The 13,245-nt window shown below is 60.1% G+C and carries 11 protein-coding genes; 3 read left to right on the top strand and 8 right to left on the bottom strand.

Annotation, left to right across the window (positions count from 1 at the left end):
• Positions 1 to 77: 77 nt before the first annotated feature.
• The 6 genes from BMAGN_RS01465 to BMAGN_RS01435 all read right to left on the bottom strand — a co-directional run bounded on the left by BMAGN_RS01465 (position 78) and on the right by BMAGN_RS01435 (position 5,423).
• On the bottom strand, positions 78 to 755 hold the full coding sequence (locus BMAGN_RS01465) for a PspA/IM30 family protein (protein WP_022859653.1): 678 nt from the start codon (positions 753 to 755) through the stop codon (positions 78 to 80).
• 29 nt (positions 756 to 784) lie between these two features.
• Entirely contained in the window at positions 785 to 1,999 is a 1,215-nt protein-coding gene (locus BMAGN_RS01460) for a hypothetical protein (protein ID WP_152593292.1), read from the bottom strand.
• Positions 2,000 to 2,071: 72 nt separating this feature from the next.
• Entirely contained in the window at positions 2,072 to 3,307 is a 1,236-nt protein-coding gene (gene codA, locus BMAGN_RS01450) for a cytosine deaminase (RefSeq protein ID WP_022859651.1), read from the bottom strand.
• 124 nt (positions 3,308 to 3,431) lie between these two features.
• Positions 3,432 to 4,325 (bottom strand): SPFH domain-containing protein, encoded by an 894-nt coding sequence (locus BMAGN_RS01445; RefSeq protein WP_022859650.1) that lies wholly within the window; start codon positions 4,323 to 4,325, stop codon positions 3,432 to 3,434.
• A gap of 55 nt (positions 4,326 to 4,380) precedes the next feature.
• Positions 4,381 to 4,911 (bottom strand): hypothetical protein, encoded by a 531-nt coding sequence (locus BMAGN_RS01440; RefSeq protein ID WP_022859649.1) that lies wholly within the window; start codon positions 4,909 to 4,911, stop codon positions 4,381 to 4,383.
• Positions 4,912 to 5,009: 98 nt separating this feature from the next.
• A complete protein-coding gene (locus BMAGN_RS01435) occupies positions 5,010 to 5,423 on the bottom strand; it encodes a hypothetical protein (protein WP_022859648.1) in 414 nt (137 codons plus the stop codon).
• 229 nt (positions 5,424 to 5,652) lie between these two features.
• Between BMAGN_RS01435 and purF the strand changes: the two genes are divergently transcribed.
• From purF to purD, 3 genes are all read left to right on the top strand, one after another.
• Complete coding sequence (gene purF, locus BMAGN_RS01430) at positions 5,653 to 7,158, top strand: amidophosphoribosyltransferase (RefSeq protein WP_022859647.1); 1,506 nt, start codon at positions 5,653 to 5,655, stop codon at positions 7,156 to 7,158.
• 34 nt (positions 7,159 to 7,192) lie between these two features.
• Positions 7,193 to 8,242: a phosphoribosylformylglycinamidine cyclo-ligase gene (gene purM / locus BMAGN_RS01425; protein WP_022859646.1), complete on the top strand. Its 1,050-nt coding sequence runs from the start codon at positions 7,193 to 7,195 to the stop codon at positions 8,240 to 8,242.
• Between the two features lie 118 nt (positions 8,243 to 8,360).
• Positions 8,361 to 9,632, top strand: coding sequence for a phosphoribosylamine--glycine ligase (gene purD / locus BMAGN_RS01420; RefSeq protein WP_022859645.1), 1,272 nt, complete (start codon positions 8,361 to 8,363; stop codon positions 9,630 to 9,632).
• Positions 9,633 to 9,730: 98 nt separating this feature from the next.
• Here purD and uriH read toward each other — a convergent pair whose 3' ends face one another.
• Both uriH and BMAGN_RS01410 read right to left on the bottom strand, forming a co-directional pair.
• Positions 9,731 to 10,675 (bottom strand): uridine-preferring nucleoside hydrolase UriH, encoded by a 945-nt coding sequence (uriH, locus tag BMAGN_RS01415; RefSeq protein ID WP_022859644.1) that lies wholly within the window; start codon positions 10,673 to 10,675, stop codon positions 9,731 to 9,733.
• Between the two features lie 307 nt (positions 10,676 to 10,982).
• Positions 10,983 to 13,058, bottom strand: a complete 2,076-nt coding sequence (locus tag BMAGN_RS01410; RefSeq protein WP_022859643.1) for a sulfatase-like hydrolase/transferase — start codon at positions 13,056 to 13,058, stop codon at positions 10,983 to 10,985.
• Positions 13,059 to 13,245: the final 187 nt, after the last annotated feature.

The following is a 13,245-nucleotide window of genomic DNA, read 5'->3' as shown; positions in this document are numbered from 1 at the left end:
CCATACCGCAACATAACAACATGGGGATGTCGGAAAACCGGCATCCCCATTTGTTGTCATATGGCTACTGAAACGGATTACAGTCCCATTTCCGCCTTCATCTTGGCGATCTCGTCATCCACCGACGGCGAGGTGGCGCCCTTGAGATACTTGTCGGCGAGCTCTTCGGTGCTGTTGACGCCCGAATTCAGGTCGGCCTTGGCTTCGGCGGCGTCGAGCATGCGGTCCGCCTTGGCTTCCATGCGGTCGAAAGCCTCCATCGAGGAGCGGGCCTTGTCGCCGCCGCTCGTGATGTCGTTGACATGCTCCTGCGCCTTGGCCGCGGCGACTTTGGCCTTGATGGCGCTCTTGCGCGCTTCGAGGCCGCTGATGTCGCCTACCAGCTTGTCGTGCAGCTGGCGCATCTTCGTGGCGTTCGCGTCGGCCAGTTCGTAGGCCTTGGCGAGGCTTTCGCGCGTCGCCTCATACTGCTGCTTCTTGGCGAGCAGTTCACGAGCGTCGCCCTCGTTGCCGGACTTGAGCGCGGCGCGGGCGGCCGAATCGTAGCGCGAGATCATCTCGTCGCATTCGTCCAGCTGGCGCTTCGCGTTGCGTGCGTCGGCCATGACGCCCGCCGTCTCGTTCTTGACTTCCGCCAGATCCTGGCGCAGGTCGAGCAGCATCTGGTCCACCATCTTCGCCGGATCCTCCGCCTTGTCGAGCAGCGCGTTGATGTTGCTGCGCATGATGTTGCTGAATCGTTGCAGAATTCCCATCGTATCCTTCTTTCTCGCGAAATGTTCCGCTATATGGTGGGATTGTTGTTGCCGGGCGCGTCCGTCGGGCCCGTGGAAGAGTGTCGATTGTTCGCACCGCCCTCGTATTTGTTGAGCAGCGAATCGTCGACAGGCAGCGGAGTATTCAAAATCCGTTCCGTCTCTTCCGCTTTTTGTTTGTCACGCTTGTACTTCTGGCGTATAAGCACCACAATGACAATGCCGACGGCAATAATGCCTACGGCGATCGCCACATATTTGAGTACGTCTTGCGTCGTGGTCGTGCGTTCCATGATCCGGTCGGCGGTGCTGTCGAACGTCTTGACGATGACGCCCCCCGTAGACATGTTGGAGTACCAGTACTGGTCCATATAGGCCCAGAAAATGTCCACAGCCTGCGAGTCCATGACCGAAGTGGTCTGCTTGCCGGCCACGTATGTCATGTATCCTACATCACTTTCCGCGTTCTGCTCCGCAAAATACATGAACAGGAACGTGCCCTCGTTGTGGATATGGTCCTCATACCACTGTTGCGAGTACTGTTCCTTCTGGCTGTCCGTTTTCAGCGACGGATCGTAGGATTTGAGCACCACATACGGTTGCACGCCCGTCTTGTTGTAGAACGTCTGCAATTGCCGTTCCGTTTGCGACACGTTGGAAATCCAGCCGAGCTGGTCTTGAACGCAATCATTGTTGAACGCGAGCCCCGTATCGATTTTCTCGCGGTTGACCGTGCTCGCCGGAATGCCGTTCGCACCGGCGCCGCTTGAGGACGGCGTCATCGCCGCCCAGAAAATGACCAGCAGAATCACCACCACAATCACGCCAAAAATGGCCGCGGCGTGGCTTTGCTTGCGCGGCTGGTTCGGCTGGCGCGGAGGTTGCTGCTGCGGGAACGGTTGCACGGGCGGCGTCGGGCCTCCCGCCGGCGGCGTCACGTTGATAATCGGGCCGTTGGCATAGGGGGAACGGTTGCGCTGCCCGCTGTTGGACAGGGACGAACCGATCAGTCCGCCCAGCAATCCTCCCAGGAATTCGCCGCCACCTCGCGACCCTCCCCCGTATCCCGAATAGCCCGGGGAGTAGTTGCCGCGTCCGAAACCACCGAAGCCGAAACCTCCCGACGAGCCCGAACCGCCACGCGGCCGGTTGCCACCGCCCATGCGGTGTCCGCCCGACGAGCGGCCGGCCCCGTGGCCTCCGGAAGAACGCGAGCCTCCCGAACCTGCTCCAGGTCTGCCCATAGGGACCACCTTTCTGTGATATGTATGAGCATTCTAACCATCAAGCGGGGTTGGGGGAAGCGGAATTTCACGTTAAAGGTTCATGGTCACCTGCGCGGGCGTCTTCTGTACAATGAGCTTGCCGTGGTGGATGCTGGCCAGCATCGTGGCGTTCGTGTTGAGCACGCCGTAGAAATCGGGAGCGTCCATCACCACGCAGTCGGCGGGCTTGCCGACCTCGATGCCGTAATGGTCCGTCACATGCATGGCCTTCGCGCCATTGACGGTCACATACCGGTAGGAATCCTGCAACTGGGAGTATCCCATCGTCTGTGCCGCATACACGCCCATGCGCACGACGTCGATCATGTTGCCCGTACCCAATGGGCTCCACGGGTCGCGGATGTCGTCCTCGCCGAACGCCACATTGATGCCGTTTTCCGTAAGCTCCTTGACACGCGTGAGGCCTCGGCGCTTGGGATACGTGTCGAAACGGCCGCCCAAATGCATGTTGACCAGCGGATTGCAAATAAAGTTGATGCGCGACATTTTCAGCAACCGCATGAGCTTGTACATGTAGGCGTCGTTGTAAGAGCCCGTGGCCGTGGTGTGGCTCGCCGTCACCTTGTCGGTCAGACCGCTTTCCAACGCGAGTGTGGCCAGCACTTCCAGATTGCGCGACGCGGGATCGTCGATCTCGTCGCAATGCACGTCCACCAGGCGGTCCGTTTCGGCGGCCAAATCCATCAGGAACTTGAGGGATTCGGCGCCGTATTCGCTCGTGAACTCGAAATGCGGAATGCCGCCCACCACGTCGGCGCCTTCACGAACGGCCTCGCGCATGAGGTCCTTGCCGCCCGGGAACGACAGGATGCCTTCCTGCGGGAACGCCACGAGCTGCAACTCCACGAAATCGGAAACTTCCTCGCGCACCTCAAGCAGCGCGTGCAAGGCCGTCAGGCTCGGATCGGTCACATCCACATGGCTGCGCACGAACTGGATGCCGTTGGAAGCCATGAGCTCCAAGGCCTGGCGCGCGCGGTCCTTCACGTCTTGTACGGAAAGCGTCTTCTTGCGCTCGCTCCAAATGCGGATACCGTCGAACAGCGTGCCCGTCTCGTTCCATTCCGGGTCGCCGGCCGTCATGGTGGCGTCCAGATGCACGTGTGGATCCACAAACGGCGGCAGCATCAAACCATTATGGCCTTCCACCACCTGCTCTCCCGGCGCCGCGGCGAGATGTTCGCCAATCTCCGTAAAAACCCCGTCGTCAATACGCACATCCGTCGTTTCCGGTGCGTTCTCAATATGAATGTTGCGAATAAGCATCACAAACTCCTTTGTTCTTCCTCTCGTTCCCCTACGAACGAATACGTTGCCATTGTAGGACCGGCCACGGCGCAACAAGGAGTATCCGGTGTTTCTTGGTGTGGCGCGTACGCGCGAAAACATGTTACATCTCGAGGATGCGCCGCTTCTTTTGCTCGAACTCCTCCTCGGTGATCACGCCTTCGTCCACGAGCCGACGGAATTTCGTGAGCGCTTCAATCTGTTCGTCCACCGTGACGGGATCGTCCTTGACGGGCGGCACAAACCAGTGGCGCGACGGCTGCGTATGGCGGCTCTTCTTGATGCGGTCACGTGCCCACAGCGTGAAATCCGCGTATTCGAGCTGCATGTCCACAATTTCAAGCCCGTACGCGTTCCACCACTTCCCCGCGTTGGCGCCATCTTGCGTAATGAGTTGCACAATGCGTTTCGTTTCCGCCGGCAACTGTTCCATGCGGTAGTCCTCGGACATCTGGCGCAATGCGAACGCGAATGAACGCAACAAATCGGGAAGTAGCCGCGCGCGCACCTGCGGCATGTCGAACGACCGCATCAGCATGTTTGCGGGCATGAAATTCGTAATGAAGCGTTCCACGTCCCCTACGCGCAACGAGATGGTGCCGCGGACGCGCACTTCCAAGTCGTCAGCATAAAGTTTGTCATAATATTTGAGCGGGCTGGCCGTACCGAATTTGATGCCGCGTACGGGCAGCATGCTGATGAACACGATGTTGCGCGCGACCATGGGGCCGTCCGAGCAGCGGTATTCATAGCCGCCCGGCTTGGTCAGTACCGCTTCCACGCCTTCCGGACCCACAATGCAGGCGGCCATATTGGCCGGCACATATATTTTGGCGCTGTCCACCACGCGCGCGTCCATATAACGCTGTTGGCCGTCGCCCGTGACGCCGGGGAACATGACGATGGAATTTTCGAACGGTCCCACGGTGATGACACGGGACCATTCATGGGCAAGTTCTTGGGGAACGGGGCCTGCGAATACACGTATCACTGCCATAATTGCTCACTTCTTTGCTTTGAATACCAAAAGCGCTCTCATGCGCCGGATGCGGTCACAACGTTTGACGACGATCGCAATAGTCGCAGAGCATCGTTTGCCCCTTGGTGCCGTGCAGCGGGGCAAGGCAGCCTTCGCAGTTGCCCGTCACCTCTTCCTTGCGGCCGATGCCGAGTCCTTCCATGAACCCGCCATACAGGTCTTTGACCACCGCTCCGGCCTGTTGCGCGAAATCGGTGAAATTGTTGGAGACTTTCACCTGAACGGGATGGCCCGCCACGGAGCTGGCGACAAGTTCCGCGAACCGTTTCGCGCATGCATGCGAAGCGAACTCGCATTGCAGCTGCGCTTGGCGCAACTGTACCAACGCCGTGGTGTTGTGCACGGAAACCAGCGGCACGCCGTTGTCCATCACGACATACTGCAACGGATAAACCAACAGTTCGCTTTTGTTGCCGAACAGGCCGAAAGCACGGTGCGTACGAATATGGTGCGAAGTGACCGCCATCGTGACGATGCGGTTGCCGACGGAAGCCTGGAACGTTTCAAAAAGCCGTTCATTGGCGTCAAGTTGCCAATCGATCATGTTGCCCTCCCGCTTCCTCGCATATCGCTATTGAAAAGCCACTATAGAAAGCCGGCCGCCAAAAAACAGAAAGTGTTCGCGTTTTTTCGGAATTTTCCTCACTGTGCGAACAAAATCCAAGCCATAACGGCCGCAACAGCCACTACGGCGAGCGCCATGGCGACTATGGCGCCCCATGCCATCCGGCGTGACGGCGCTGAAGGGCGCGAGCGCGTGGCCAAGGCGTTGTACAGTGCGTCGAAAAATGTCGTCGCGTCTTCCCCGCCTTGTGCGTAGGGGCGCGCGGCCCATACGCTGACGCGTGTTTCTTCAAGCCAAGGCGATGTGCGGGCGACGAGCTCCCCTCCCGTTCTGCGCGAGCGGAACCGTACGGCGCGTTCCACATCGTCGGCCATGACCAAGCAAAAATCGCGGCTGGCCAGCAGCATGGCGCGCATCGCGGAGTAGGTGTCCGCGGGGCTTTGCACCAGGGTTTCTTCCGCTACCGGAATACCGGTTTCATTGTCGTTCATCGTTGCACCATCGTTTTCTGCGCGCCGTCCATTGTGTTACGGCCAGCATACGCACAAACGCGGCGGTAGGGAATGTTGGCGCCACTATCTAACGGCCGATCAAAGTCCACGACAGAAGAATTTCGCACAATGTGGACGTTATGGTCCGCCCACAGACTCGTGTTGCTAGGCTGAAGCCCGTACGGATCCTCAGTACACCAACCCCCGAGGCACATGAAGGAGCGCTGGCTTGTCTGCTGAACTTGAAGAGATTCACGAAGAATGCGGCATTTTCGGGGTATGGGGCCATCCGGACGCCGCCCGTCTGACCTATTTCGGGTTGCATGCGTTGCAGCATCGCGGGCAGGAGGGCGCCGGCATTGTGGCCAATGACAACGGCAAGCTGACGGGGCACCGCGGACTCGGGCTGCTTACGCAGGTGTTCCCCACCGAAGAGTCGATCACTTCGTTGCGCGGTTCGGCGGCCATGGGCCATGTGCGCTACGCCACCGCGGGTTCGGGAGGCCTTGACAACATCCAGCCGTTCATTTTCCGTTTCCATGACGGCGACATGGCGCTCTGCCACAACGGCAATCTCACGAACTGCCAGTCGTTGCGCCGCAGGCTCGAGGACGAGGGCGCGATTTTCCACTCCAATTCGGATACGGAAGTGCTCATGCACCTGATCCGCCGTTCCGTGCGCCCCACCTTCCTCGACAGGCTCAAGGAGGCCGTCAATACGGTTCATGGCGGCTTCGCCTACCTGATCATGACCGAACACGAGCTTGTCGGCACGCTCGACCCCAACGGGTTCCGCCCGCTGTCGCTGGGACGCATGACGAACGGCGCGTACGTGCTCGCCTCCGAAACCTGCGCGCTCGACGTGGTGGGCGCGACGCTGGTACGCGACATCCGCCCCGGCGAAATCGTGATTATCAACGACAACGGCTACCGCATCACCCACTACACTTCGCGTACGCAACTGTCGATCTGTTCAATGGAATTCATCTATTTCGCGCGCCCCGACTCCAATATTTACGGAGTGAACGTGCATTCGGCACGCAAACGCATGGGAACAAGGCTCGCCAAGGAGGCCCCTGTCGACGCGGACATGGTCATCGGCGTACCCAACTCCTCGCTGTCGGCCGCGAGCGGATACGCCGAAGCGCTGAACCTTCCCAACGAAATGGGACTGATCAAAAACCAGTATGTGGCGCGCACGTTCATCCAGCCGACGCAGGAGCTGCGCGAACAGGGCGTGAAAATGAAACTGTCGGCCGTGCGCAGCGTGGTCCAAGGCAAACGCGTGGCCGTAGTGGACGATTCCATTGTGCGCGGCACCACGTCCCGGCGCATCGTCTGCATGCTCAAGGAAGCCGGAGCGGCGGAAGTCCATATGCGTATCAGCTCGCCGCCGTTAAAATACCCGTGTTTTTACGGCATCGACATTTCCACCACGCAGGAGCTGATCGCCGCGACAAAATCGGTAGATGAAATCCGCGATTTCATCGGCGCGGACTCGCTCGCGTTCCTCTCGCTCGACGGGCTTATCGACTCGATCGGACTGCGCGAAAACGCGCCCTATGAAGGCTTGTGCGTGTCGTATTTCAATGGCGACTACCCCACCGCGCTCGACGATTACGAGCAGGATTTCCTCGCGTCCCTCAGCGAGCAGGACCGCATACGCCTGCCGCAATTCGCCGCCGACCATAGCGAGTATGAAGGCAACGAATACCGCAACCCCAGCGTCCATTAGCAACGAACCAATCCCAGGAAAGGCCCGCAACACCATGCCCAAAGCATACGAAAACGCCGGAGTCAGCGTTGAAGCCGGATATGAAGTAGTCCAGCGCATCACCCAACATGTCGCGCGCACGGCACGGCCCGGCGCCGCTGGCACGATCGGCGGATTCGGAGGCCTGTTCGACCTCGCGCCGCTGGGCATGAGCGACCCCGTGCTCGTCTCGGGAACCGACGGCGTGGGCACCAAACTCGTGATCGCCCAGCAGATGGGAATCCACAATACGATCGGCGTGGACTGCGTGGCCATGTGCGTCAACGACATCGCCGCCCAAGGCGCGCAACCGCTTTTCTTCCTCGACTACATCGCCTGCGGCTCCAACGACCCGGCTACGCTGGAACAGGTGGTCTCGGGCGTGGCCGACGGATGCGTGGAAGCGGGAGCCGCGCTGATCGGCGGCGAAACCGCGGAAATGCCCGGCATGTACGACGCGGACGAATACGATCTGGCCGGCTTCGCCGCAGGCGCCGTGGAACGCGACCGCATCATCGACGGATTGGGAATCCGCCCGGGCGACATGCTGATCGGACTCGCCTCCTCGGGCGTGCACTCTAACGGCTTCTCGCTCGTACGCAAAGCGCTGTTCGAAGACGCCGGCTACACCGTGCACACCACGCTGCCCGAACTTGACGGCCGGGAACTGGGCGAAGTGCTGCTCACCCCCACCACGATTTACGTCCAGCCGCTGCTCGCGCTATGCCAGCAGAACCTTGTGCAAGGCGTCGCCCATATCACGGGAGGCGGTTTCATCGAAAACATTCCGCGCATGCTGCCCGAAGACACGGCCGCCCAGATCGACCTGGGCACCTGGCCCGTCCCACCCATTTTCCCCGTCATCGAACGGGCAGGCGGCATCGACCACGCCGAAATGTTCAACGTGTTCAACATGGGTGTGGGCATGGTGCTCGCCGTACGGCCCGACGAGGCCGAACAAGCCATGGCCCTGCTGGAAAAGGCAGGACAGGCCGCCTACATGATCGGCGAAATTGTGGAACGTGAGGACGACGGGGCGCAAGTCGTGTTCATGAACGCCCAATAGGCCCGGAACGTTACCTTCCTTCCCTTCCCCACCAAAACCCAGCGCATTGTCAGCATGCTGTAACACACGCCCACTATGACTGGATGCGCATACGAAAGTATCTAAGGAGCAGTTTTCCATGGGACAGCACATTCTTGTTATCGGTTCCGGCGGACGCGAACACGCCATCGCATACGCGCTGCTGCGCTCGCCGTTGGTGTCCAAAGTGACGGTGGCGCCCGGCAACCCCGGCATGGGACGCGACGACATCGACACGGTCGCCATTGATCCGGGCGACGTGGAGGCGCTGCTGCAATTCATTGACGAACAGGAAGTGAGCTGGGTGTTCATCGGCCCCGAACAGCCATTGATCGACGGTCTGGCGGATACGCTGCGCGCGCACGGCATCCAGGCGTTCGGGCCGTCGAAGGCGGCCGCCCAAATTGAAGGCTCGAAGGATTTCGCCAAGCGGCTTATGGCGCGCCACCACATTCCCACGGCCGCCTACACCACATGCACGTCGCTGGAAGAGGCGCAGGATTATGTGCGCAGCCATGGCGCGCCCATCGTCGTCAAGGCGGACGGCCTGGCCGCGGGCAAAGGCGTGACGGTCGCCATGGACGAGGCCACGGCGTTGGACGCGTTGCACGACATTTTCGTGGACCACAAATTCGGTAAGGCCGGCGCCAGCGTAGTGCTCGAAGACTATCTGGAAGGCCAGGAGTTCTCGCTTATGAGCTTTGTGGACGGCCGCAAATTCTGGCCGATGCCCATCGCCCAGGACCACAAGCGCGCCTATGACGGCGACAAGGGACCCAACACGGGCGGCATGGGCGCGTATAGCCCCGTGCCGCAAATTGGCGAGGACACCGTGCGCACTGCCATCGACACGATTGTGGCCCCCACCGTGCAGGCGATGGCCGACGAAGGAACGCCGTTTACAGGCATCTTGTATGCGGGACTTATCGCCACCAAGGACGGCCCGCAGGTCATTGAATTCAACGCGCGTTTCGGGGATCCGGAAACGCAGGTCGTGTTGCCGCGCCTGACGAGCGATCTGGCGTGCGCGATCACGGCCATCTTCGACGGCGAGGACCCGCAGTTCACATGGGATGAGAGCGAGGCCACGATCGGCGTGGTGGTGGCCGCCGAAGGCTATCCAGGTACGGTGCGCACGGGGGCGCCCATTCCCAGTATTCCTACAGACGATTCGAGCCATGTCTATTATGCGGGCGTGGCGCGCGATGATTCAGGCCAACTCGTGTCGAGCTCGGGACGCGTATTTCTCGTGGAGCAAAGCGCGCCCACGCTCAAGGAGGCGCAGCAGCGCGTGTACGAGCGTCTGGACGCCTCCCCCATGGACGGCCTGTTCTACCGGCACGACATTGGCGCCAAGGCGTTGAACAACTGACCAATAACCATATAAAAACAACGAATGGGCCAGTGAACTTAAGTTCACTGGCCCATTACTGTATAGGAAACCGTTATGCAGCCGGTCGGCTACATGGTTCAGCCGATGCGCTTGACGGCGTCGATCACCAGGTTCCAGAACTTGTCGAAGTCGAGCTTCACGGCCACCTGCGTGTTGCACTCCTCCGCGCTGGGCTCAAGACCGCGAAGATCGGCCACAGTCATGCCCACCGTCAGGTCGCCGCGCAGTTCCACTTCCACAGGAGCGCGACGCATGGTGATGACACTCGGGTCGATCAGGTAGGCCACGGTGCACGGATCATGGACCGGCGGGTCCACGAACTCTTCGGCGTCGTGGTAGCTCAGACGGAAGAAGTCCATGAGCTCGGAGACGAACTTGGCCGTCGGCGTGCCGATCTCGTCGATCTTGGCCTGCACTTCCGGCGTGCACAGCGCCTGGTGCGTCAGGTCCAGACCGATCATCGTCACCGGCCAGCCCTTTTCGGCGAACACGATGTGGGCCGCTTCAGGATCGGTCTTCACGTTGAACTCGGCCACGGCGCTCCAGTTGCCGATGTTGTAGCCGCCGCCCATGAGCACGACCTGCTTGACGCGCTCCACGATGCGCGGCTCCATGCGCATGGCCATGGCGATGTTGGTCAGCGGGCCAGTCGGAACCAGCGTGATGGTCTTCGGTTCGTTGTTCATGATCGTGTCGATGATCCAGTTGACGGCGTGGCCCTTGTCCAGCGGACGCGTCGGCACAGGAAGTTCGGTGCCGTCGAGGCCCGTCTCGCCGTGCACATAGTCAGCGACCTCAAGCGGATGGACGAGCGGACGATCGCAGCCGGCGTGCACCGGAACGTCCGTGGCGCCGTACTGCTGCAGGCAGGCGCGCGCATTGTAGGTGCACTTTTCGAGTGCTGCGTTACCGCCAACCGTGGTAACACCAATCAGGTCGATGTTGGGATTCGCAACTGCGAGCAGGATGGCAACGGCATCGTCGTGACCAGGATCGCAATCAAGAATAATCTTCTCTACCATCTGTCCTCCTTTGGACTCCCCATGCAACGGGCAGGAACGTCGGTCCAGCAGATGGGCGCTGCATGTGGCGGATATTTCCTCAAAGAATATCCATCTAACACGATACCACGATGTGGCTTGAACATTGGCATCACGGGGGTACGAACTTTGAAAACCGCCAAATAAAGCCAAAAAGCCCGCACCATGATCGCGAAAATCATGGTGCGGGCGTTTCTTTGGCCGTGTTGGCTTCACACTCAACCGCACACGGTAATTGGAAGCTTCACACGCAACTGTCTAGCGGTGCGCGGCACCGGAATACCGGGCGTCACATGGTGCCCGCGTTGTCGGGCAGGCTCATGAACGAGGTGTCCTTGAGGTAGTGGTTGCCGGCCGTGATGTCGTACTGGATGAGCTTGTAGTCGCTCAGCAACTGCTTGGCTTGGGCGTCCAGATCCGCGTAAGCGACTTCCTTGCCATCCTGGTCCAGATAGATGTTGTTGCCTTCGGGGATGCGGTCCCACCCCTGGATCGTGTTGACCACGGGCGGTTCCATGGCCGCCACGTTGGCGTGCAGACGTTCGAGGAACGCGAGGTATGGGGACACCTTCGCGTCCATCTGGTCGGCGGCCTGGGCCATGAAGAAGTTCGGCGACGAGTAGGCGCTGTCGTCGATCTTGACTCCTTGGCGGCCCGACGCCTTGTTCGACCAGATGAAATAGTTCGTTTCATGCAAGGCGATGGAGTTGGCCGAATCCTCGCCGGCCGTCTTGTAGATGCCGGGCAGGTGGTCGCCGTAGAAGATCACGGTGATCGGCTTGTCGATGGAGTCGAGCCGCTCGAGGAAGTCGGCCGTGGCTTCATCGGTGTGCTGCACACCCTTGGCGTAGGTGTCGATGGCTTCCGTTTCGGATTCCTTGAGAGCCGGGCTGTCCTCGGTGTTCGTGGCCTTGAACTCGTTGTTCTTGTACCAGTTGTTGTACGGCATGTGGTTCTGCATCGTCATGAGCTGCACGAATTGCGGATCCTTCGTGGACTCGACCTGTTCGAGCGTGCTTTCGTACGCTGCCTTGTCGCACACGTATGGCGAATCGTCAAGCTTGTCCTGGTGGGAAATGACGTCCGTGCCGCCGTTGAGCGCGTAGAAATGCGAGAAGCCGAACTTCTTGTAGTTCGATTCGCGTGAATACATGGACGCTTCATACGGATGCAGCGCGATCGAATGCTGTTTGCCCCACATCTGGTTGAAGGTTGGCGTCCACGATTCGGCGGGCACGAGCTGCTGGTACGGGCTTGTCAGTGACGAATCGAAATTCGCCATGCTCAATCCCGTAAGCTCCATGTACTCGAGGTTGGCCGTACCGCCGCCGTATCCCGACGAGAGCATCTTGCCGGACGTGGTGTTTTCCATGATGGCGTGGATGTTCGGCATCGGATCCTCGTTGAGCGTGACGCCCGGCACGTTGTCCGGATCCGCCAGCGACTCAGAGAGCACCGCGATCACCGTGCTGTTCGTAAGCTTGTCCGCGCGGTTTTTGTTGATGGCGTCGGCCTCCTTGGCGTAGCGGTCGGCGATCTGCTTCATCGTCGCCTCGCTGTAGTCGGCCGGCTTGTCCATGACCTTCGGGTTCACGACGCGCAGGAATGCGGGAAGCACGCCGTTGCGCTGCGCGTCATATACGGAGTCCCACATGGAAGGCGTGTCTCCCATGCCGCGCGAGACATGGTACGCCCACGAATCCGTGGTGCCCACGTCGTGCGTGTACAGGCCGAGCGCGCCCACGGGCAGCACAATGAGCAGGATGCGGATGATGGCGCCCAGTCCCTTGGCCTTGCCCGACATGCGGATCATGGAACCGTGGCGGCCGTCGATATGGTTGAGCCACGCGCACAGCGCGATGACCACGGCCATGACTACGGCGGCCATCGTGATTGTCGCGGCCGCGTCGGAGGGCATGAAGGTGGTCAGCTCGCCCGCGTTGCCGTTGTGGATGAACGCGAGGTCCGCGGGCTGCACCACTTCATAGCGCAGCTCCATTTTGAAATGCTCAATGACGGAGATGATCAGGGCGAGCGCCACCATGATGGGCGAAGCCACCCAGAACCGGTTGGCGACCATCAGCACGACGAGGTACACGAGGCCGATGATCAGCAGGTTGAGCAGAAGCACGCAGTTGCCCTGCGTAAAGAGTTTGGTGATCATGTCGCCAAGGCCGGCGACGGAGGTTTCGGCGCTCGACTTTCCGGTCGGTTCGCTTACGCCGATTTGCAAAATGGCCAGGCACAGGAAATCGATGACGATGAACAGCACGGCGTACAGCCAGCCGCGGAATGGCTTATGCTTGCGCATCGCCTGCTGTGCGGGGTCCACCGTTTTGATGTCGAGCCGCTCAATGGAGTTCATAGTGTTCTCATGTTGTGATTGTTGCACGCTACAACCGTTCTTTTTTGTAGTCATATACGGTACGCTGGTTCGCCAGTTCGACCGTCGTTTCAGTTCTTCAGACCAGATGAGTCGTTACCACATACCACACGGGTCATGGTCCGTCCGCTATTGTCTGTCGAGAATACGACAAAACCGTGTTGTGAAG

Origin of the sequence: Bifidobacterium magnum, from assembly GCF_000741255.1 — a bacterium.
GTDB lineage: Bacteria > Actinomycetota > Actinomycetes > Actinomycetales > Bifidobacteriaceae > Bifidobacterium > Bifidobacterium magnum.
The sequence above is the reverse complement of the archived record's forward strand: the minus strand, read 5'-3'. Positions and strand labels throughout refer to the sequence as shown.

Bases quoted from the DNA above. Each gene is read 5' to 3' on its own strand.
- BMAGN_RS01465 (WP_022859653.1), bottom strand. From the start codon at position 755: ATGGGAATTCTGCAACGATTCAGCAACATCATGCGCAGCAACATCAAC.
- uriH (WP_022859644.1), bottom strand. From the start codon at position 10,675: ATGGTAGAGAAGATTATTCTTGATTGCGATCCTGGTCACGACGATGCC.
- codA (WP_022859651.1), bottom strand. From the start codon at position 3,307: ATGCTTATTCGCAACATTCATATTGAGAACGCACCGGAAACGACGGAT.
- BMAGN_RS01435 (WP_022859648.1), bottom strand. From the start codon at position 5,423: ATGAACGACAATGAAACCGGTATTCCGGTAGCGGAAGAAACCCTGGTG.
- BMAGN_RS01445 (WP_022859650.1), bottom strand. From the start codon at position 4,325: ATGGCAGTGATACGTGTATTCGCAGGCCCCGTTCCCCAAGAACTTGCC.
- BMAGN_RS01440 (WP_022859649.1), bottom strand. From the start codon at position 4,911: ATGATCGATTGGCAACTTGACGCCAATGAACGGCTTTTTGAAACGTTC.
- purD (WP_022859645.1), top strand. From the start codon at position 8,361: ATGGGACAGCACATTCTTGTTATCGGTTCCGGCGGACGCGAACACGCC.
- BMAGN_RS01410 (WP_022859643.1), bottom strand. From the start codon at position 13,058: ATGAACTCCATTGAGCGGCTCGACATCAAAACGGTGGACCCCGCACAG.
- BMAGN_RS01460 (WP_152593292.1), bottom strand. From the start codon at position 1,999: ATGGGCAGACCTGGAGCAGGTTCGGGAGGCTCGCGTTCTTCCGGAGGC.
- purM (WP_022859646.1), top strand. From the start codon at position 7,193: ATGCCCAAAGCATACGAAAACGCCGGAGTCAGCGTTGAAGCCGGATAT.